Here is a 23,059-nt window from a genome sequence, read left to right as displayed (position 1 = left end):
ATGGCATCGATTTTTATCGGGCAGAGGAGGGCAGGGCAAAAAAATGCCGGACCCGGACCGAAAGTCGGCCCAGATCCGGCATGGAGAGTAGGAGTTAAAAATCAGTCCGCGGTGCTCCAGGATTTCATGAAGTTCCAGGAGTCGTCATAGTAGTACACACCGGTTCCCGGTCCGAAGTCCACGGCCAGGAGATCGCTCCAGAGGGTCCCCTCATAGGCAATCATCTCCGACACATCACTGGCGTTTTTCATCCAGTTCCATGCGCCGTCATAGTAAGACATGCCCCGTCCGCCGCCGAAGTCAACGGCCAGCTTGTCCTCAACGCCGTCGTTCCATGTGACCATTTGGGCCACGTCATCCTTGTTGGTCATCCAGTGCCAGGATGTGTCATAGTTATACATGCTCCGGCCAGAGCCAAAATCAACCACCAGTTTGCCGTTCCACACCTCCATGGCGTTGACATCATCCTTGTTGGAGAGCCAGCTCCAGGTTCCGTTGTAGGTGTAGACGCGGCGGCCGCCGCCGAAGTCCACCACCAGGCGTTCGGTGGACCCGTTGTCCCAGACCACTGCCGTGGCCACGTCGTCTTTGTTGGACATCCAGTGCCAGGAGGTGTCGTAGTTGTACACACCCCGGCCGGCCCCAAAATCAACAACCAGCTTGTTGTCCCAGACGAGCATGCCGTTTACGTCGTCCTTGTTGTTAAACCAGCTCCAGGTGCCATTGTACGTGTAGATACGGCGGCCCCCGCCAAAGTCAACCACCAGTTTTTCCGTTGAGCCGTTGTTCCAGACGGTCATGAAGTTCACGCCGCCTTTGTTGGACATCCAGGTCCAGGAAGTGCCGTCATAGCAGTGCAGACCGTAGTCCGGTCCGAAATCCACCACCAGCTTACCGTCCCACACCGCCATTTGTCCCACATGGCCCCGGTTGGTCATCCAGTTCCATTGGGTACCGTCGTGGAACCACAGACCCCGGTCTCCAAAATCCGCCACGAGGTTGTGGCCCCAGCCCATCAGGTTGGGGGCGGTCTCTTCGCCCAAATAAAGAGGAGGCTGACCAAACCAGAGCCAGTCAGATACATTAAGTGTAAACACCGGGCTCCAGGTGATTTCATCCGGATAGTCGGGGTGGGTAACGGCGATGCGATACTCCCCTGCGGGGACATTAGAAAAAGAGAAATCGCCCCATCCGTTAGACATGGCAAATCCGGCGAAAACATCACCGGGTTGACTGTACAGTATGGCATTTGCGCGGCAGATGGATGCCATGGGATCGTTACGGTCCGCGATAATAGCGTTGATGTACCCCCCCTCATTGGTGTATGCCAGATTTTGTCCTGTCAGGACCTGGCCGGCAGTCGGCGTAGCGATGTTTGTCAGTGAATCAACCACCACCACAGACTCGGCGCCCTCGCACTCGCTTTCCCAACCTGTTACCAGATAAAGATCAATTGTCGCGGAAGGAGGTGCGAGTAAGGTATAATTACCACTTTCATCAGGCATTCCAAAACCCAGGGGAACCGCGCCACCTGCTTTATCGGGCGTAAATTCCTGGCCATGAGCAAAGGCCACAACCTGAAGTTCGCCTTCATAATAAAGGCCGTTGTCGGTTACTGTTCCGGTAATGGTAGCACCGGTAGCGGGATCATAGAGAGTCACGTCTCCGAGACTCTGCGGCACAGAGGTGTCTGCCACCGTGATTTGGACCGGCAGCATGCAGTATACGCCATCATCCTGATCATGTTCCACAGTCAAAGAATGGGTACCCAGCGGCAGCCGGATTTCAAAATAGCCGGTCTCGGTTTCCGCTTCACCGCCTTCAAACTTTCCACCCCATTCAAATTCGATATCAGGTATGGGGGTGCCGGTAGGGTCAGTAAACGTGCCGGTAATCAAAGCGCCATCTTCAAGGGTAAGGGTGCCGATATTGCGGTCCTCGCCGACGCTCTCCAGATAATAGTCCCTTACCAATTGGGCATACCCGGAAGACACGTCGGGTTGTGAATGCACATACCAGATTCCCGGCGCCAGACCGGTAAATTGAAAACTGCCGTCCGGGCCGGTCTGAATCGAATTCCAACCTATTTCCAGGCCATCACTGCCGATGTTTACTGGAACATTGGCAATGGGGTTGCCGGCGCTGTCCTTGATCACACCGGAAATCGAACCGCCATCCGCCAGGTAAAAATCAGCCCCCGAAACATCCGCGTCAATAATGTTTATCGATTCCGCATTTTCGCAACAGAATTCGCCGAAGAGACCCGGTTCAGCCCAGGAGCAGTACCATGCCGGGGCATAGTCAATGCCTTGTGGCTGTGCTGAAACAAAATAGGGACCACCGGCCGGGACCGTAAAGCAGTACTGGCCGGATTGATCTGTTAACATGCCTGTAAGCCAATAACCATCGCAGGCATCACCGAAATGCAAAACCAGAAAAACATCTTCTAACGGGGTGGTGCCATTCGGCGCATAAACGGTGCCTGAAATCTGATAGCCCGGTTGAAGGGAAAAATCCACATCCGCCCTGGTGGTGCTGACCGGTGTAGTGTTATCGCAGGTATGGGGCTCCATGTCTGTGTCGTTCCAGAATTCAGCCACATAATTTTGCAAGCAGGGATCAGGATTGTCGGTGACGGCAACAAAATAGGTGCCGTCTGGTATGTCCGTAAAACTGTAATCGCCATTGGTGTCGGTCATGGTCCCGTCATAGTAGCTCTGACAGTCAGTGTATAAGCCGACATACGCGTTTGCAATCGGAGCAGGAGTGGCTCCACTGTCGGTGACGGTGCCGCTGATCGTGATCGCCGCCAGCAGAGGAGATGCCGTGGCCACCAGCATGAAAAGCAGCGTGGATGCCATGGCAAGCGCCTTGATAAAGTTAAAGTTTCTTTTTTTCATTAAGACCTCCGGTTCAAAAGTTAAAAAAATTTCGTTTAAAAGAAGCCTATAAAAAACGGCCCATCTTTAGGCAAAAGACAGGCCGATTGTAACGACATTTTAAAAACATATTTTTTTATGGCGGAGTAACCGTCTTTTTGTTGAAAGAGGGTTACTTTTCGCATCCTTATAATCCAACTCGTTTCCAAGGTGGCAAAATCGCCGGTATCTTGGGCAAGTTGAAGAAGAATAATTGTCGACAATTTTAAGGCGGAGCCAGGCAAATGTCAAGATTTTTGAATTAGGAGATTCGGACCCGGCCCTTTCAGGACAGAGCAGGAGGGATAAAAAAAGCCGGATCACGGGCCGGTTTGAAGCCCGTGATCCGGCTCTGGTGTGTGCCGGTGTGAAAGATCAGTCCGCCGTACTCCAGGATTTCATGAAGTTCCAGGCACCGTTGTAATTGTAGATGCCCACGCCGGAGCCGAAGTCCGCGGCCAGGCAATTGTTCCAGGCCACCATTTCCGGCACGTTGTTGGCGTTTTTGATCCAGTTCCAGGCACCGTTATAGTTGTACATATTCCGGCCATTGCCAAAATCCACGGCCAACTGATCACCGGTGCCGTTGTTCCAGGGCACCATGTGCGCCGTGTCATCCTTGTTCGACATCCAGTTCCAGGTACCGTTGTTGTTATAGAGGCCGCGGCCGGCGCCAAAATCAATCACCAGCCTGTTGTTCCACACGGCCATGTCATTGACATCGTCCTTGTTGGTGAGCCAGCTCCATGCGCCGTTATAGGTGTACACCCGTCGGCCTCCGCCAAAGTCCACCACCAGGGGCTCGGTGGAGCCGTTGTTCCACAGGGTCCACAGCGCAATGTCGTCCTTGTTGGACATCCAGTGCCAGGAGGTGTCGTAATTATACACACCCCGGCCGGCCCCAAAATCGACCACCAGCTTGTTGTTCCAGACATTCATGGCGTTGACGTCGTCCTTGTTGGACAGCCAGCTCCATGCACCATTGTAGGTGTAGACCCGCCGTCCTCCGCCAAAGTCCACCACCAGCCTTTCTGTTGAGCCGTCGTGCCAGGTGGTCATGGCATTCACGCCGCCTTTGTTGCTCATCCAGGTCCAGGAAGTGCCATTATAGTACTGCAAGCCGTGACCGGCGCCGAAATCCACCACCAGGTTACCGCCCCAGACTGCCATCTGCCCCACATAACCCTTGTTGGTCATCCAGTTCCAACTTGTACCGTTGTGGTACCACAGGCCATTTTTCCCAAAATCGGCCACCAGGTTGCCGTTCCATTCTATCAGGTTGAGACCGATCCCTCTTTCAATGCGTACCGCATAGTCCTCCACCTCGCCATCCGTGGCAAGACCTGTGTATGACAATCCGCCGGTGGAGCTGAACCGGAACCGGGCAAAGGTTTTGCCTGGGACTGCATTCGTGGGGGGAGTAACGTTCAGGATGTTGGCCCCGGCCACTACAGGCTGGCTCACGAATATCTGCTCTCCGGCATCTGCCCAGTCGCCGTCGGCGTTGAAATCAATCCATGCATCAATAAAACCGGGTGCCGATGCCGTGACAATCAGGGGGGCTTGCATTCCAAGTGTCAGAACGCTGGGAATGGCCACTCCGTCTTCATCGTCAAGATTGTTGTTGTCATCTCCCAGGGCGTTGGGATCGGGCTGTCCATCAGGTTCGTTGTCTATGGAGTTGCCAAGATAGTATTGCGGCACAATGATATGACACGCGCCGTTATTGGCAAGCAGTGTCGGATAGGAAGGGTCGGGGGCATCACCGCAATCAAGATACTCTTCCAGTGACTCTTCAAGCCATACCGCGTAGTCCTCCACCTCACCATCCATGGCAAGGCCTGTGTATGACAATCCGCCGGTGGAGCTGAACCGGAACCGGGCAAAGGTTTGCCCTAAAGTCGAATTGCAGGGGACGGAGAAGTTTAAGGGATTTACACCGGCCACCACCGGATGGCTCGTAAATATCTGTTCCCCGGCGTCTGCCCAGTCGCCGTCTATATTGAAGTCGATCCATGCGTCGATGAAACCCGGCGCCGATGCGATGATGGTTACCGGAATCTGGGCGCAGGGCGTGAGAGCGGCGTTGAAAATCACACCATCTTCATCGTCATTCCCGTCATTATCATCTCCCATGGCATTGGGATCCGGTTGCCCGTCCGGTTCACCGTCTATGCCGGCACCCATAAAGTACGACGGCACAATGATGTGACCGGCTCCATTACTGGCCATCCGTGTAGGGTATGTCGGATCCGGTGCGTCACCAAAATCAATTTCTCCAATCTCTTCGGCGACGGCCTGCTGTGGAATGGCACATTGCCAAAACACCATCAGCCCCAGCAGGGCCAATACCGACAACAATTTTGCTGTTTTTTTTGTTCGCATGGCTCCCTCCTTTGTTGTTTGGCTGTTCCCTCTTTTATCCCAGAGGTTTTCATGATTTGATGTGAAAACAATCGTGTCGATTCCACGCGGATAAAACCCGGCAGGCTGAAGCCGTTTGGCCCCAGCTTGCGGGGTAAGGGATTGGATTGGAGCGATGGCTAATCCGCCGTGCTCCAGGTTTTCATAAAGTTCCAGGAACCGTCATAGTTGTAAACACCTGTTCCCGGTCCGAAGTCCACGGCCAGGCGGTTGCCCCAGGCTGTCATCTCCGGCACGTCGCTGGCGTTCTTCATCCAGTGCCAGGACCCGTCATAGTAGTACATGCCCCGGCCGGCGCCGAAGTCCACGGCCAGCTTGTCGGCGCCGTCGTTCCAGGCCGCCATTTTCGCTACATCGTCTTTATTGGAAATCCAGCACCAGGCCCCGTCATAGGTGTATATGCGGCGGCCGTTGCCAAAGTCGACCACCAGCTTGTTGTTCCACACGGCCATGTCGTTGACATCATCCTTGTTGGTGAGCCAGCTCCATGCGCCGTTGTAGGTGTACACCCGGCGGCCCCCGCCAAAATCCACCACCAGTCGTTCGGTGGACCCGTTGTCCCAGACCACTGCCGTGGCCACGTCATCCTTGTTGGTCATCCAGTTCCAGGCGCCGTTGTTGTTGTAAACGCCCCGGCCCTTGCCGAAATCGACGACCAGCCTGTTGTCCCAGACGAGCATGCCGTTGATGTCGTCCTTGTTGTTAAACCAGCTCCAGGCTCCGTTGTAGGTGTAGATACGGCGGCCCCCGCCGAAGTCAACCACCAGCTTTTCTGTTGCGCCATTGTTCCAGGCGATCATTTTTGCCACATCGCCTTTGTTGGACATCCAGTTCCAGCCGGTGCCGTCATAGTAGTGCATACCGTAATCGGAACCGAAGTCCACCACCAGCTTGCCGTCCCACACCACCATCTGATTAACATGGCCCCGATTGGTCATCCAGTTCCAGGATGTGCCGTTGTGGTACCACAGGCCATTGTCGCCGAAGTCGGCCACCAGGTTGCCGTTCCAGTTGATCATGTTGGGGTAGGGCAGGGACCCCGCGACTTCGTAGGCCCCCATGTCAATGATGTTGTTCTGAATGCGGGCATTGCCATCAAGGTCAAATGGTTCGGCGTTGGCGTTGTTGTCACCGGTATCAATGCAGGGTGATCCAGTCATTAAGTGCAGGTCGCCGTCCGTGGTGGGCGCGGCTGCCGGATCGGGCGGATCGACAAACAGGGGATCAGCATCAATATTGTTGCCGTTGTCCGTGCCCAGTTCGGTGTCCCAGGCGGCGCTACCGCCGCTGCCATCAATATTACAGTAAGAGTAAGTAGCAGTTGCGTTGCGGTTATAGACTTCAGCACCGTGTGTATAGGCCGCCCAATTGTTCCAAAGAATACAATTTTTCAGGACAGGCGTACATACTCCTCCATCAGTATCATCTTGATTATTATATATCCCACCACCATTATCAGCGTAATTGCCGCTAAAGGTACAGTTGATTAAAACCGGACTGCATGTGCCCGTCCAGTCACCATAATTATGCATCCCACCGCCATTTGCAGCGCGGTTTCCGCGAAAACTACAATTTATAAGCGTTGGGTTGACTGTGCTGCCATGCTCTATAGCTCTATTATACATTCCGCCACCGGAGTAGGCACTGTTACCGATGAATTCGCAGTTTATGAAAGTGGCGTTATTTATACCATTATATTGTCCAAGGTTTTTAACTCCGCCTCCGTAATATGAAAAAGGATTAGTTTTATTATCACTGAAGGTACATCTAATTAGCGTTGGACTATTTGTACCCCAATAACTACGATTATTTAGCCCAGCACCATCATTAGCAGTATTGCCGCTGAAAACACAATTCACCAAAGTTGGTTTACTTGTACCGGAATAAGCTTGGTTATACATTCCACCGCCTGCCTCACGGCTATGGTTACCGATAATATTACAATTAATTAATCGGGGATCGCTGTTCTTATTATAAATGCCTCCCCCCCAGCAGTTGGGTTGACTACTGGCGCTGGCGTTGCCCGCAGTAATCCTAAAACCATCCAATGTGGTCTGATCACTGCCCCCCTCAGAATAAACCACATGGTAAGCGTTTTCACTGTTATCGCCGTCTGTGTCGTCATCCTGATTCAAATCCCCACTTAAAACAGTGACATTTGTCTCCCAATCGCGTTCCTCTAGGCTGGTTTCCGTACCGTCAAATCCGCCGTAGACTTTCGAGTTGTTGGGGATATTAAAAGTTGAGGCGCGGTCACCGTCGGTCTGGCTTGCGCCTTCGTCCGGATAATATGTCCCTCCAGCCACCCAGACCTGATCACCGGAGGAGGCGGATGCCAGGGCATCCTGCAAAAAGATATAAGCGTCCGTCCATGATGTGCCGTTATTGCTTCCGGTGGCATCAGTGTCCACATAAATAATGGCGGCCTGAGAACTTGCAACCGGCAGAAAAACAAACAAACACAAAATAACTCCAAAGATCAAACACGCTCTGCAACAGCTACCGAGTCTTACTTTCATTCTCCCCTCTCCTTAATCCGCCGTGCTCCAGTTTTTCATCCAGTGCCAGGCACCGTCGTAGTTGTACATCCCCCGGCCTGAGCCAAAATCCACGGCCAGGCAGGTGCCCCAGGCGATCATATCCGTAATATCGTCCTTGTTGGACATCCAGTGCCATACACCGTCATAATAGAACATCCCCCGGCCTGAGCCGAAGTCTACGGCCAGTTTGTCGGCACCGTCCTTCCAGGTCACCATTTTCGCCACGTCATCTTTGTTGGTCATCCAGTGCCATGAGCCGTCGTAGTTGTAGACGCTTCGACCGTTGCCAAAATCGACAACCAGCTTGTTGCCCCAAACGGTCATCATGGCCACATCATCCTTGTTGGTCATCCAGTGCCAGGTGCCGTCGTTGTTGAACATTCCACGACCGCCGCCGAAATCAACAACCAGTTTGTTGTTCCAAACGGTCATGTCGGCCACGTCATCCTTGTTGGACATCCAGTGCCATGCACCGTCATAGTTGTAGACACTCCGACCGCCGCCGAAATCAACAACCAGTTTGTTGTTCCAAACGGTCATGTCGGCCACGTCATCCTTGTTGGACATCCAGTGCCATGCACCGTCATAGTTGTAGACACTCCGACCGTTGCCGAAATCGACAACCAGCTTGTTGCCCCAAACGGTCATCATGGCCACACCATCCTTGTTGGTCATCCAGTGCCACGAACCATCATAGTAGTGCATGCCGTGGTCAGCCCCGAAATCCACAACCAGTTTGCCGTCCCACACTACCATCTGGTTGACATGGCCCCGGTTGGTCATCCAGTTCCAGTTGCTGCCGTTGTGGTACCACAGGCCGTTGTCGCCGAAGTCGGCCACCAGGTTGCCGTTCCAGTTGATCAGATTGGCGGGGGTGGAAGGAATTTCCAGTCGCTGCGTGATATCCTGCCGTATTGCGGCCATGGCAGCAGCCAAATTATTTACATCCATGGCTGAAAAAAACGACCCCCGGCCATTTATGGTAGCATGCCAGAGATCATCAATAGTGCTGTTTGTATCAGGCACGATCTGAGGCCAGCCGATCCAGGATGGGGGCTCCGCGCCATATCTCAGATAGGGTTCGGTCATCTGACGATACGCTTCGCTGAAGTGTGCCCCACGAACGCCTAGTGCAACAGCGTATGTCACCATGTGTTGATGGGGGGCGAAATCAAAGTCACCTGGCGGCACAATATCATTTAGAATCGGGCGCAGGTCCCGACAATAAAAGTACATGGCTACATCCGCGGCAGTGTCAGAGTAGTCGTCACCGAAAACGCCGCCGGTGAAAGGCGGGTTGTACATCCAACCCCCGTCGACATTGCCCACCGGATATCTCAATGTGCCGTTCCACAGGCCGTCGGTCATTACAACGGTGAATGCCTGCTGATACGCACCACCGTTTTCCGGGGTAAAAAACGGGTAGTAATCCGGGCTGGAATATACCTGGAACGCCCCGGGCGGCAGGTTCTCCCATCTGTCCTCAGGCCAGAAGTCACTTCGGCCCAGTTCGAAAAACTGGCCGGCCTGGTACAGCCCTTCGCGCAGAAAGGTCCCGCCCCAGGGGTGCATCATTGTGTATAAATCATAAAGGATGTCGTCTTTTTCGTTGTAGTGGGTCAGTTCCCCATCGGTATTGCGGATCGTTACATCAACAGGAGAGATTCTTCTGAAAAAATTATCAGGCGGAAACGAGGTGATACGCAGAAAAACATTAGACCAGTCATTTATCATCTGTCCAAGGGTCGCGATACCGGTGAAATAACGCCTGCGGTAAAATTGATACCAGTTGGCAAAATTTTGTCGTTCCTCCAGGTAGGTGCGGCCGGTGACAAGCCCTTCCGCGCCGGCTTCTTCTTCCGTAATCTGGGTCAGTGCCTCGACGGTTTTGCCATCTGGCGCGAGCAGTGCCCTGAAGTAGGCGATCCCGCCGTTAAGATCGATCAGAAAGACATCGTCGGGGGATTTTTGAATAAAATAATGGGCAAAGATTGTATCTCCTGTCAACCGCAGCCCGGATTTAACAAATAAGACTGCGTCGGCGCAGGCACTGTCTGATGCCAAATCCGTGGGGGTATGGGACAAGGTGACTGTACCGGTGCAGCCAAAGCCCAGGCCGGAAGCCAGGAGGCACCATGCGCCGCCATTGAGGCGCTGGTTTACTGTTACAGCCTGGCTGCCGTCTATATGATCAATATTGTATTCAACAGCGGTTGAGCGGTCGCTGCCTTCCACCCAACGGGCATAGACATCATAGGTTATGGAAGGATCCAGGTTGTTGGCCTGCCATGTGGCGGAACAGGGGGTGCCGGTCTCCGCGGTAACAAGACAGTGGCTATTTCCAGTTGCGTCAGGGTAGGCCTGGCTGCTGCTGACTGTCTGCCATGGCCCGGTTGAGGAAAAAGCGACAGGCAAGTTGGCGGATGTGTCAAATTTTGGAACAAGCATGACAGCATCTACAGCCAGGTGAGTGAAAGCTTGACTGCTTATTACCATAATTTTTGCTGTATCAGTAAAATTATAACTACCCAAGGATATCCACTCCTGATGGGTATCGGCCCGCTGGCTGATTGCTTGCTCATTTGAACCGTTGTCGTGAAAAACAGTGTAATTGGCTTCTCGAGTCCGGTTTATTCCAAAGGGGACACTAATCAGGACCTCATATTCACCGCTGTTTGTTATATCCGTCTGCCAGGTCGCAGTTGTCGGTTTTCCACTATATCGTATGGTATAGTAATCATTTCCTATATAATCCGGATTTTCATATCGTATCCAGGAACCGATAGCCGGGTCTGATAAAAAACCTGCATCCATGTCATCCACTGTAATGGAGGGAATGTCTGAATTATCGACAACAACCTCCACGTCTTCCGGTTCCAAGCCGTCCGGCAGTACTAAATCCCAGGAAAAAAAATTGTCGTTCAGGTCAAAGACACCTTGTGAAATGTCGATGGGATGTTGAAGTGGTGTGTTTATATCAGCCTGGAAATTTTCAAATTCTCCGGCATGACCCTCCAGTGTGGTCCATCTGGGCCAGGGTGTGTAGTTTACTTCGGGATTGTAATACATGTAATTAAAGAAAGAACACTGGGGTTGCCAGTGGTTTCGGTTGTCGGCAGGCAAAGGCCGGCCATAGCTTGAACCATCATAATAGTATTCGGTTTCCGGAAAAACATACGCATACGGTTCTGAGTCGATCCAATAAAAAGTTTCGTCAGTAGCAATTGTCCAGACCATGCTGCCGGAGCCGTCCCAGACAATGTTAACCAGGCCGGGAACCGTATCGCCTGGTGTGTTTGCATGAGCAGTTATTGCCATCAGGCCAGACAATGCCAGCATAAAGAGTATTTTTTTCAGCCGCATTCCCTCTCCTCCCATTTCTTTTGGTCAGTCTGCCGTACTCCAGTTTTTCATCCAGTGCCAGGCACCGTCGTAGTTGTACATCCCCCGGCCTGAGCCAAAATCCACGGCCAGGCGGGTGCCCCAGGCGATCATATCCGTAAGATCATCCTTGTTGGACATCCAGTGCCATACACCGTCATAATAGAACATCCCCCGGCCTGAGCCGAAGTCTACGGCCAGTTTGTCGGCACCGTCCTTCCAGGTCACCATTTTGGTCACGTTATCCTTGTTGGTCATCCAGTGCCATGCACCATCATAGTTGTACACGCTCCGGCCGTTACCGAAATCGACAACCAGCTTGTTGTTCCACACGGTCATGTCGGCCACGTCATCCTTGTTGGTGAGCCATGCCCAGGCGCCGTTGTAGGTGTACACCCGGCGGCCCCCGCCAAAGTCCACCACCAGCCGCTCGGCAGAACCGTTGTTCCAGGCCACCATTTTGGCAATGTCGTCCTTGTTGGTCATCCAGTTCCAGGTGCCGTTGTTGTTGTACACGCCCCGGCCGGACCCGAAGTCGACCACCAGCCGGTTATCCCACACGGTCATGTTTGCCACGGCGTCCTTGTTGGTAAACCAGCTCCAGGAACCGTTATATGTGTAGACGCGCTTGCCTGCGCCAAAGTCCACCACCAGCTTTTCTGTTGCGCCATTGTTCCAGGTGATCATTTTTGCCACACCGCCTTTGTTGGACATCCAGGTCCAGCCGGTGCCGTCATAGTAGTGCACTCCGTAGTCGGAACCAAAATCCACCACCAGCTTGCCATCCCACACCACCATCTGGTTGACATGGCCCCGGTTGGTCATCCAGTTCCAGTTGCTGCCGTTGTGGTACCACAGGCCGTTGTCGCCAAAGTCGGCCACCAGGTTGCCGTTCCAGTTGACCAGGTTGGCAAAGGGCAGGGCTTCCGCGCCTTCGTAGGCCCCCATGTCAATGATGGTGTTCTGGATACGGGCTTCGCCATCCAGGTCAAACGACGTGCCGTTGGCAACATTGTTGCCGGTGTCCAGGCAGGGCGAACCGGCCATCAGGCGCAGGTCGGCGGCCGGGTTTGCAAATATGGGATCGGCGTCTATGTTGTTGCCGCTGTCCGTGCCCAGGGTGGTGTTCCAGGCCGCGCTGCCGCCGCTGCCCTTGATGTTGCAGTAGGCGTAAGCGGGAGAACCACCATCATTATATATTTCAGGGCCGGATATATCCGCATGGTTGTTCCAGAGGATGCAGTTGGTTAAGGCCGGGCTGATTATGCCTTCGAACCCGCCATTGAAAATACCGCCGCCGTTGTCGGCGGCATTGCCACTGATGGTGCAGTTGGTAAGGACAGGGCTTGATGTGCCCTCATTATCCGCGTAGTTACTGATGCCACCACCCACTTCAGCCGTGTTGCCACGGATAACACAGTTGGTCAGCGCAGGGCTGCTTGATGCCCCATTATTATGCGCATAATTACCGATGCCACCGCCTTCATAGGTTGCGGTGTTGTTGGTGATGGTGCAGTTTGTCAGGGCAGGGCAGGTCTCTCCGCTGTTGTTATAATTATACATTCCGCCCCCAAAACCCGTAGCGGCATTGCCGCTGATGACGCAGTTATACAGGGTGGGGCTGCATATTCCATGCTCTAAAGCGTTATTGGAGAATCCGCCGCCGGTATCGGCAGAATTGTCACTGATGGTGCAGTCGGTGAGAATCGGGCTTGTGGTTCCATTGTGTGCATAGTTATCCATTCCACCGCCTTCATAGAGAGCGGTGTTGTTGGTGATGGTACAACCGGTCAGCTCAGGCATGCAGGTTCCGGTATCGTCACTTTCGTTATGGAGCCCGCCCCCCATTTCAGCGGTATTACCGTTGATGATACAGTTCAAAAGGATGGGGCTGCTGTTGCCGTTGCTGCTGTTGTTGTAGATGCCACCGCCGTTGTACGCGTTGTTTTCGTTGATCGTGCAGTTGGTCAATACCGGGCTGCTGTTGCCATAACTGCCGTAATTATATATGCCGCCGCCGGAACCGGCATTATTCCCGCTGATGACACAGTCGGTCAGGGTGGGGCTGCTGTCCCCGGTAAGGCTGAGGGTGTCAGACCCGTTATTATATATACCGCCGCCGGCATTAAAAGCATTGTTCCCGCTGATGGTGCAGTTGTTTAAGCAGGGATTGCTGCTGTTTCCGCTGCCGGAACCGTCATTGTAAATTCCGCCTCCGTTCTTGTCGTTCCAGAGGCTCCCATCGGCGTTGCCGGCGGTTATGGTAACGCCATCCAGGCGGGTCTGGTTGCCGGCCCGGTCAAACCAGACCACATGGTAGGCATTTTCGCTGTTGTCGCCGCCTGAATCGTCATCCTGGCCCAGGTCTCCGCTTAGAATGGTTGGATTGTTTTCCCAGTCCCGTTCGTCAAGGGTGGTTTCCAGGGCGCCGCCGCCGGCACCGTCCGTGCCGTCGAAGCCCCCATAAACAGCCACACCGCTGGGGATTAAAAATGTTGACGCGCGGTCGTTGTCTGTCTGGCTGCTGCCCTCATCCGGGTAATAGGTGCCGGCCGCCACCCAGATCTGGTCGCCGGCCATGGCGGCGTTGAGGGCGTCCTGCAGAGAGACATAGGCGTCTGTCCATGATGTGCCATCATTGTTGCCAGTTGCATCCGAATCCACAACAATTTTTGCCGCATATTGCACCCGGAGCTGGGAACGCCTTTCAGCAGTATTGGCAATTCGTACATCTAAATACCCATCCGAACCGTTTGAAATCAGGTTAAACCCTATCGTTCCCGTAGTTCCCTGCATTGTGCTTATAAATTCAGTTACATCTATATAATAGTCCGTCCCACTGGTATGGGCAGGAAAATATTCAATAGCATTATCTGTATTCTCAAAATCATCAAGCCGGGCGGTGCAGTCCGCGTTATATCCATTTAAAATCACCCGATCGTACAGGTAGCCGTAGGAACTGTCGTTCGGCAAAAAGAGGGTAGCAGAGCTGATCGTTGAATCCATTACCTCCGTCGGCAAGTTGAACTCCAAAACGCTTCGATATTGAAATGATTTGTTATCCAGATATTTGATGACACGGAGAATAGAATTTTCTTCATACATACAGTCAAAGCTGTTATCCATCGCCCATCCACCGCACTCGCCACCATCAAGGCCCAGTATGGCAACACACGGATCAATGTTGATGTTTTGAGAAAATGCGGATAACGGTGACAGGCACAGCAATGCAAAAACACTTAGACCAAAAAAGAAGGGTGCTGCTTTCCATTTAAGCGCGGTCATGCTTTTCCCCTTTTCTTTTGAATGGTGTTATATCCCCACAGTAAAAGGCTGAACGGTAGTTGGAATGCCCAAGGCCGGATAAAGAGAAGAAAACGGTTTTTGTGCATTCAAACTTATGGATTGGAATTGTTCTAACCGTTTTTTAGTTGTTATGTCAACAGGTTTATGAAGGAGGGCAGGGAAGGGGGGTGTTGTTTACGGATGAGTTTTACCGGAATATATTCATTTACTGCTATTACTGTGCCTTTCCGATTATGTATGCGTCATTGCTCAACCGGATGGGTGTATTCGGGACAAAATTGACTTTTTTTAGCATTATCGGTTCACGGCACGGCAGTCAGAAGAAAAGGTTGGGGTGATGGTTCGGAAAAAAGCCGGATCACGGGCCGGTTTGAAGCCCGTGATCCGGCTCTGGTGTGCGCCGGTGTGAAAGATCAGTCCGCCGTACTCCAGGATTTCATGAAGTTCCAGGCGCCGTTGTAGTTATAGACGCCCACGCCGGAGCCGAAGTCCACGGCCAGGCGGTTGCCCCAGGCCGTCAGCTCCGGCACGGTGTCGGCGTTTTTCATCCAGTGCCAGGCGCCGTCATAATAGTACATGCCCCGTCCGGCCCCTAAGTCCACGGCCAGTTTGTCGGTACCGTCGTTCCAGGCCACCATTTTCACCACATCGTCTTTGTTAGAAATCCAGCTCCAGGCCCCGTCATAGGTGTACATGCGGCGGCCGGAACCAAAGTCGACCACCAGCTTGTTGTTCCACACGGCCATGTCGTTGAGATCATCCTTGTTGGTGAGCCAGCTCCATGCGCCGTTGTAGGTGTACACCCGGCGGCCGCCGCCAAAATCCACCACCAGTCGCTCGGCAGAACCGTTGTTCCAGGCCACCATTCTGGCGATATCGTCCTTGTTGCTCATCCAGTTCCAGGTGCCGTTGTTATTGTACACGCCCCGGCCGGAACCGAAGTCGACCACCAGCCGGTTATCCCATACGGTCATGTTTGCCACGGCATCCTTGTTGGTAAACCAGCTCCAGGAACCGTTATAGGTGTAGACACGCTTGCCTGCGCCAAAGTCCACCACCAGCTTTTCTGTTGCGCCATTGTTCCAGGCGACCATTTTTGCCACATCGCCTTTGTTGGACATCCAGGCCCAGCCGGTGCCGTCATAGTAGTGCAGGCCGTAGTCCGAGCCGAAGTCTACCACCAGCTTGCCGTCCCAGGCCACCATCTGATTGACATGGCCCCGGTTGGTCATCCAGTTCCAACTTGTGCCGTTGTGGTACCACAGGCCATTGTCGCCAAAGTCGGCCACCAGGTTGCCGTTCCAGTTGATCAGGTTGGCAAAGGGCAGGGCTTCGGCTCCTTCGTAGGCCCCCATGTCAATGATGTTGTTCTGAATACGGGCTTCGCCATCCAGGTCAAACGACGTGCCGTTGGCAACATTGTTGCCGGTGTCCAGGCAGGGCGAACCGGCCAAAAGGCGCAGGTCGGCGGCGGCCGGGTTTGCAAACATGGGATCGGCGTCTATGTTGTTGCCGTTGTCCGTGCCCAGGGTGCTGTCCCATGACGCGCTGCCGCCGCTGCCCTTGATGTTGCAGTAGGCATAGGAGGGCGTGGCGATAAAGTTGAAAATCGCTGAATCGTTCCAGAGAATGCAGTTGGTAAACTGTGGTTCGCAGACACCGAGTTGCACACCCAGTATGGTCAGAATATAATTATAAATTTCATTGCCCGCGTTGGCGGCGTTGTTGCCTGTGAAGGTGCAGTTGGTAATTGTGGGGCTGACGGTTCCGCCATAGGCATGGTTATACATTGCGCCGCCGTCATGGCCCGCGAAGTTGCCCGCAAACACACTGTTCATTACAATCGGGGAACACTCTATTACGGGGTCAAGCGTCAAGGCGTATGTATAATTACACATGCCGCCGCCGTTATAACCCGCGGTGTTTTCGGTAATGGCGCAGTTGAAAATTTGAAGGTTGCCTTTGTTAATATAGAGGCCTCCGCCATCCCATGTGGCACAGTTGCCTGTAATATGACAGTTGGATACACGCGGCGTACCGTCGGCGCTATAAATACCGCCGCCATCTTTATCGGTGCTGGATTGGGTGCTGTTTGCATTGCCACCGGTAATAACAAACCCATCCAGGATGGTCTGGTCGCTTACACCGCTGAAGTGAACCACGTGATAGGCATTTTCGCTGTTGTCGCCGCCGTTGTTGTCATTCTGGTCCAGATCCCCGTCCAGGACGGATAAAACTTCTACCGACAGGGCCCGTTGGTCAAGGCTGGACTCTGTTCCCGCAAAACCGCCGTAAACCGCCATGCCGTCGAGTACCCTGAAGGTTGCGTTGCGATCCCCGTTGGTCTGAACGCCCCCTTCATCCGGGTAATAGGTTCCGGTCGCCACCCAGATGTCGGCCCCACCGGAGACGGTTCCGGCTGCGGCCAGCGCGTCCTGGAGCGAGACAAAGGCGTTGGCCCAGGAGATGCCGTTGTCTAAACCGGCAGCAGCTTGATTGACATAAATGGCGTTGGTGTAGATATGATAGACCTGCGGATCGGTACCGGTATCGTACTCAGCCAGGTTGGTAATGCGGTCAAAGTCGGGATCCAGGCCGGTGTCATCCGTCAGGGGATCAAGGGCATTGGCCACTTCCCAGTCATCGGGCATGCCGTCACCGTCCGTATCCGGATCGTTCGGATCTGTGCCGTACTGGAATTCGGTTAAATTGTCCAGGGTGTCGCTGTCCCAGTGTTCGGCAGCGTCTGTGTCATCCATCGGATCGAGACCGTTGGCCACTTCCCAACCATCGGTCATGCCGTCATTATCCGAATCCGGGTCCAAAGGATCGGTCGGATAGGTGTAGACTTCTTCATAATCGTCAAGGCCGTCATCGTCCGTGTCGGCCAGGAGCGGATCGGTGCCGATCGCTATTTCATCCACATCGGGGATGCTGTCGTTGTCATCGTCGGCGTCGTCCAGGTTTCGCGTTCCGTCTCCATCCGTGTCCAGGGCCTCGTCCACGCCGATGTCATTCACATCGTCCCGGATTTCCTTGTCCATGTCATCCTCCGGGATATACGAAAGAGAGAAGTTCAGGATGGTATCGGTGCCGGCGTCGATGCAGGCGGAGGTCAGCGCGATATGAAAGTCGCCGGCCGTGGTGGGCGCCGACGCCGGCGAGACCGGCGCAAAAAACTGGGGATTGGCGTCAATATTGCCGCCGTTGTCAATACCCAGTTCGGTATCCCAGGAGGCGCCGCTGCCTTCGCAGCCGCCGATATCACAATTCTGATACACGGGCTCAGCGTCTCCTTCATTGTATATATCCTTCAGCGAGTTACCGCTGTCATTGTTCCAGATAATGGTGTTGGCCAGGTTCGAATTACAGTGGAAGTCCGTGTCCGCCAAATTGTACATGGCCCCGCCCAGATTGGAAGCGTAATTGCCGCTGATAGTACAGTTGCGGATCCGGTAGGGACGATTGGTGACATTATCATCGTTACCGGTGTAAAAGCCACCGCCATTTTCCGCGGTATTGCCGGTAACCAGGCAATTGGCCAGGATGGCCAGACTCGAGTAGCTGGCAATCGCCCCGCCGTTATCAGTGGCGCTGTTGCCGCGAAGCAGACAATTGGTCAGCATTGCTACCTCGCTATTTGTCATATACAGGGCGCCACCGAACATGGCCGTGTTCTCCCGGATATCACAATCAGTCAGGGAAAACGCATTGACCACATTGTTCACGCTCGATCCCCAGTTAGCCAAGCCGCCGCCATACTTACCGTGATTGCCCCGGATAATACAGTTTTTCACTTCCGGATTAACGGTGCCGTTGGCGCCGCTGTTATAAATTCCCCCGCCATAACTGTCGCTGGCGGAAGCGGCGTCGGCGTTGCCGGCGGTAACGGTAAAACCGTCCAGCAGGACCTCGGCGGTGTTGGCTTGCATAAACACTACATGATAGGCGTTCTCGCTGTTGTTCCCACCGCTGTCGTCATCGCCGGCCAGGTCGCCGCTGAGGATGGTCACATTGGCGGCCGGATTCCGCTGGGAGAGGTCTGTTTCCAGGGCACCGCCGCCGCCGCCGTTTGTGCCGTCAAACCCGCCGTAGACCTTCAGGCTGTTTGAGGGAGAAAAATAGAAGGTTTTATCGCGGTTGTCGGCAGGCGCGGCGCTGCCGTACCTGTCCCGGGTCGGATAATATGTGCCTGCCGCCACCCATATTTCGTCGCCGCTAACGGCGGCATACAGGGCATCACCGAGTTCGGGGCAGGCATTGCCCCACGATGTTCCGGTGCCGGCGCCGGTGGCATCTTTATCCACATAGATGATCGTGGCGCCGGCAATAATGGGTGTTAAAAGTAAAAACAAACAAAGAAATGAAGAAAGAACAAACACGGTAAAACGGTTTTTTCGATCTTTTTTCATGGCAACCTCCCCTTGTTCTAATTGATTGCTTATGCTACCCCTTGCTAGCGGAAGCAACCCATATCCATGTAAGGCTCGTGCCCTATATAGGCTTACTTGTTCATGTATGCTCATCCGGCTTATCGGGTTCAAGCAGGTCCGAAAGGCCCATCCATTTATCAAAGGTTTTGTTCGCCCGCACCACGGCTTCGGCCACCAGGTTCGACTCCTCCGGTGTCAACTGCAGGGAATCCGCGATAATCTGGGAAAGTTCCGCCTGGGATTGTCTTACCGGTTCCAGAGACTGACGTCCTTTTGGTGTAAGGGAAAAAATATTGGCTCGCAGATCCCTGGGGTCCTCCCTGCGGGCTACCAGTTTTTTCTGGTTGAGTTTTTTCAATGTGCCGGACATGGTGCTGGGGCTTACCTTTTTAAAAAAATCGGATAGTTCTGAGAAACCGGCCTCACCCTTTCTATCCAGATAATCCAGAAGAATAAAGTCCCTTTCACTGAGTTCTCCGGCCCCTTGTCTGCCTCCTGAGGTCTCAATAAAGAGTTGTACCCGGAACCAGAGCTGGTCAATCATTTTTCCCAGTTTGTCAGCCATGACTTGCGCTCCCTTTTTTTACTGGTTTTCCCTGGTTTCGTTGAAAGAATTGCCGCACGAATGTGTTATGCTTACAATCTGATCATTCCCGTTACTGAATAGTTTAATTTTTAAATAATTTTGAAGCAAAATATATGCCTTTTTGATCTATTTCCTGCTTGCGGTATAACTATAATGAATCATAAGCTATTATTTAGGCATCAGGTTCCAGGAGGGATTCTGAGCACCCAAATTTTTACAAATAGTGTCACTTTGGAGTGACGCTATTTGTCAATCAGAGACGAGATCAATCTGCAGGGAATGGTGAATGGGGGCTCAGGAATGATGAATGATGAGTGATGAATGATGAAGGAGATTCAGGAATGATGTTTGTAGTGTGCCCGTAAGGGCATCGCATCCGGACAGCTGAAAACGCCTGACGGCGTCACTACGAACAGGGGGAAGTGCTGGGCGGAGGCCCGTTTGTAGTGTGCCCGTAAGGGCATCGAACCCGGACAGCTGAAAACGCCTGACGGCGTCACTACGAACAGGGGGAAGTGCTGGGCGGAGGCCCGTTTGTAGTGTGCCCGTAAGGGCATCGCATCCGGACAGTTGAAAACGCCTGACGGCGTCACTACGAACAGGGGGAAGTGCTGGGCGGAGGCCCGTTTGTAGTGTGCCCGTAAGGGCATCGAACCCGGACAGCTGAAAACGCCTGACGGCGTCACTACGAACAGGGGGAAGTGCTGGGCGGAGGCCCGTTTGTAGTGTGCCCGTAAGGGCATCGAACCCGGACAGCTGAAAACGCCTGACGGCGTCACTACGAACAGGAAGAAGTGCTGGGCGGAGGCCCGTTTGTAGTGTGCCCGTAAGGGCATCGCATCCGGACAGTTGAAAACGCCTGACGGCGTCACTACGAACAGGGGGAAGTGCTGGGCGGAGGCCCGTTTGTAGTGTGCCCGTAAGGGCATCGCATCCGGACAGCTGAAAACGCCTGACGGCGTCACTACGAGCAGAAGGAGTGCGGAGCGAAGACCCGTTTGTAGTGTGCCCGTAAGGGCATCGCATCCGGACAGTTGAAAACGCCTGACGGCGTCACTACGAACAGGGGGAAGTGCTGGGCGGAGGCCCGTTTGTAGTGTGCCCGTAAGGGCATCGAACCCGGACAGCTGAAAACGCCTGACGGCGTCACTACGAACAGGAAGAAGTGCTGGGCGGAGGCCCGTTTGTAGTGTGCCCGTAAGGGCATCGCATCCGGACAGTTGAAAACGCCTGACGGCGTCACTACGAACAGGAAGAAGTGCTGGGCGGAGGCCCGTTTGTAGTGTGCCCGTAAGGGCATCGAACCCGGACAGCTGAAAACGCCTGACGGCGTCACTACGAACAGGAAGAAGTGCTGGGCGGAGGCCCGTTTGTAGTGTGCCCGTAAGGGCATCGCATCCGGACAGTTGAAAACGCCTGACGGCGTCACTACGAACAGGGGGAAGTGCTGATCCGATCCGGACCGGGTAATGACGGACATAGGGCATGATGAATGAGGAACAAGATTGCTTTTTTCCCTTTTTAATTGTCTTTCCCCGCGTAACGGTGTAATTTACAAAAACGTAACTTGGATAAAGCAGCCATCCGTTTTGGTAATATTCAACAGGCCGCCGGATTTTAAAAAGGAACCGCCGTGAAAGAACTGGAAAAAATAACTCTATTTTACGAGATCAGCAACGCGCTTAACGAGCACCTGGACCTGGAGCGGTCCTTGTATAATGTGCTGGGCATTCTGGCCGACCAGATGGGCATGGTGCGGGGCAATATCGCCATTTTAAACCTCATGCGTGACGAAATCACCATGGAAGTGGCCCACGGCATCTCCAAGCAGGCCATGAAAAAGGCCACCTACAAGGTGGGGGAGGGGATTATCGGCGAGGTGATCAAGTCCGGCAAAGGGGTGGCCATCCCGAAGATCAGCGAAGAGCCCCGGTTTTTAAACCGCACCGGTTCCCGGCAAAAGGGGATTGATGTGGAGATATCCTTTCTCTGCGTGCCCATCAAAAAAGGCAACCAGGTGATAGGCACCCTGAGCGTGGACAAACCCTATGATGCTGACTACTCCCTGGCCGACGGAAAGAAGATGCTCTCTGTGGTGGCCACCATGATCGCCCGGCACGTGATCAATCTGGAAAGCATCCGCGCGGAAAAGGAGCGTCTGGAAGATGAGAACAAGCGGCTTCAGGACGAGCTGGAGCGCAAGTACAGCTTCACCAGCATCATCGGCAACAGCAACAAGATGCGGGAGGTGTTCCAGATGGTCTCCCGGGTCTGCCGCAGCAATGCCACGGTGATCCTGCGGGGAGAGAGCGGCACCGGTAAGGAGTTGGTGGCCAACGCCATCCATTACAACAGCGACCGGGCCGGCCGGCCGTTTGTCAAGGTCAACTGCGCGGCCATTCCGGAAAACCTGATTGAAAGTGAACTGTTTGGCCATGAAAAGGGGTCTTTTACCGGCGCCATTCGCCGCCAGGAGGGAAAGTTTGAGCTGGCCGACAAAGGGACCATCTTCTTAGACGAGATCGGCTCCATGAATATGGATGCCCAGGCCAAGCTGCTGCGGGTGCTTCAGGAAAAGGAGTTCGAGCGCATCGGCGGCCATCAGGTGATCAAGGCCGATGTGCGGGTAATTGCCGCCACCAACAAGAACCTGGAGGCGGCGGTGGAAGCCGATACCTTCAGGGAAGACCTCTATTACCGGCTCTGCGTGTTCCCCATCTACCTGCCGCCCCTGCGGGAGCGCAAAACCGACATCTCCCTGCTGGCCGAGTTCTTTTTAGAAAAGTATGCCACGGAAAACAACCGCAAGATCAAGCGGCTCTCCACCCCGGCCATTGACATGCTGATGCAGTATCACTGGCCCGGCAATGTGCGGGAGCTGGAAAACTGCATGGAGCGGGCCGTGCTGCTGTGCGAGGGGGAGGTGCTGCACAGCTACCACCTGCCGCCCACCCTTCAGACCGGCGAACACTCCGGCACTCTGCCCAACCGGACCCTGGAGGAGGCCGTGGCCGCGGTGGAGCAGGATATGCTCATCGACGCGCTGAAGAACACCCGGGGTAACATCACCAACGCCGCGGAGATGCTGGGCACCACGGTGCGCAAATTTGCCTACAAGGCCCAGCGGTACGGCATCGATTACCGGACCTACCGGTAGAACGCCGAACCCGTCACTACGAACAAGGGGACTCAGGAATGATGAATGATGAATGATGAAGGGGGCTCAGGAATGATGTTTGTAGTGTGCCCGTGAGGGCATCGCACCCGGACAGCCGGAAAACGCCTGACGGCGTCACTACGAGCAGAAGGAGTGCGGAGCGAAGAAAATGTTTGTAGTGTGCCCGTGAGGGCATCGAACCCGGACAGCCGGAGAACGCCTGACGGCGTCACTACGAACAGAAGGAGTGCAAAACGAAGAAAATGTTTGTAGTGTGCCCGTGAGGGCATCGCATCTGGACAGCCGGAGAACGC

8 protein-coding genes and 1 pseudogene are annotated in these 23,059 nt (G+C 54.0%); 1 reads left to right on the top strand and 8 read right to left on the bottom strand.

All coding sequences use genetic code 11. From position 1 onward, the window contains the following. Positions 1-101: 101 nt before the first annotated feature. The 8 genes and pseudogenes from DOLE_RS09210 to DOLE_RS09180 form a co-directional block, all read right to left on the bottom strand. Complete coding sequence (locus DOLE_RS09210; protein ID WP_012175212.1) at positions 102-2,900, bottom strand: MSCRAMM family protein; 2,799 nt, start codon at positions 2,898-2,900, stop codon at positions 102-104. Positions 2,901-3,293: 393 nt separating this feature from the next. Next, on the bottom strand, positions 3,294-5,303 hold the full coding sequence (locus DOLE_RS09205) for a GEVED domain-containing protein (RefSeq protein ID WP_012175211.1): 2,010 nt from the start codon (positions 5,301-5,303) through the stop codon (positions 3,294-3,296). A 158-nt stretch (positions 5,304-5,461) separates the two neighbouring features. After that, entirely contained in the window at positions 5,462-6,502 is a 1,041-nt protein-coding gene (locus DOLE_RS09200) for a choice-of-anchor Q domain-containing protein (protein WP_041280467.1), read from the bottom strand. A gap of 273 nt (positions 6,503-6,775) precedes the next feature. After that, positions 6,776-6,874: pseudogene (locus DOLE_RS18780) on the bottom strand (hypothetical protein); the annotation flags it as partial. 999 nt (positions 6,875-7,873) lie between these two features. After that, positions 7,874-11,245 (bottom strand): golvesin C-terminal-like domain-containing protein, encoded by a 3,372-nt coding sequence (locus tag DOLE_RS09195; RefSeq protein ID WP_012175209.1) that lies wholly within the window; start codon positions 11,243-11,245, stop codon positions 7,874-7,876. A gap of 24 nt (positions 11,246-11,269) precedes the next feature. Beyond that, positions 11,270-13,927, bottom strand: a complete 2,658-nt coding sequence (locus DOLE_RS09190) for a choice-of-anchor Q domain-containing protein (RefSeq protein WP_153304401.1) — start codon at positions 13,925-13,927, stop codon at positions 11,270-11,272. A gap of 1,055 nt (positions 13,928-14,982) precedes the next feature. Next, entirely contained in the window at positions 14,983-18,981 is a 3,999-nt protein-coding gene (locus DOLE_RS17360; RefSeq protein WP_012175207.1) for a choice-of-anchor Q domain-containing protein, read from the bottom strand. Positions 18,982-19,081: 100 nt separating this feature from the next. Further along, on the bottom strand, positions 19,082-19,567 hold the full coding sequence (locus DOLE_RS09180; protein WP_012175206.1) for a MarR family winged helix-turn-helix transcriptional regulator: 486 nt from the start codon (positions 19,565-19,567) through the stop codon (positions 19,082-19,084). Between the two features lie 1,654 nt (positions 19,568-21,221). Between DOLE_RS09180 and DOLE_RS09175 the strand changes: the two genes are divergently transcribed. Next, on the top strand, positions 21,222-22,745 hold the full coding sequence (locus DOLE_RS09175) for a sigma-54 interaction domain-containing protein (RefSeq protein WP_012175205.1): 1,524 nt from the start codon (positions 21,222-21,224) through the stop codon (positions 22,743-22,745). Positions 22,746-23,059 lie beyond the last annotated feature (314 nt).

It is taken from the genome of Desulfosudis oleivorans Hxd3 (assembly GCF_000018405.1).
Classification (GTDB): domain Bacteria; phylum Desulfobacterota; class Desulfobacteria; order Desulfobacterales; family Desulfosudaceae; genus Desulfosudis; species Desulfosudis oleivorans.
This window is presented reverse-complemented; position numbering and strand designations above follow the sequence as displayed.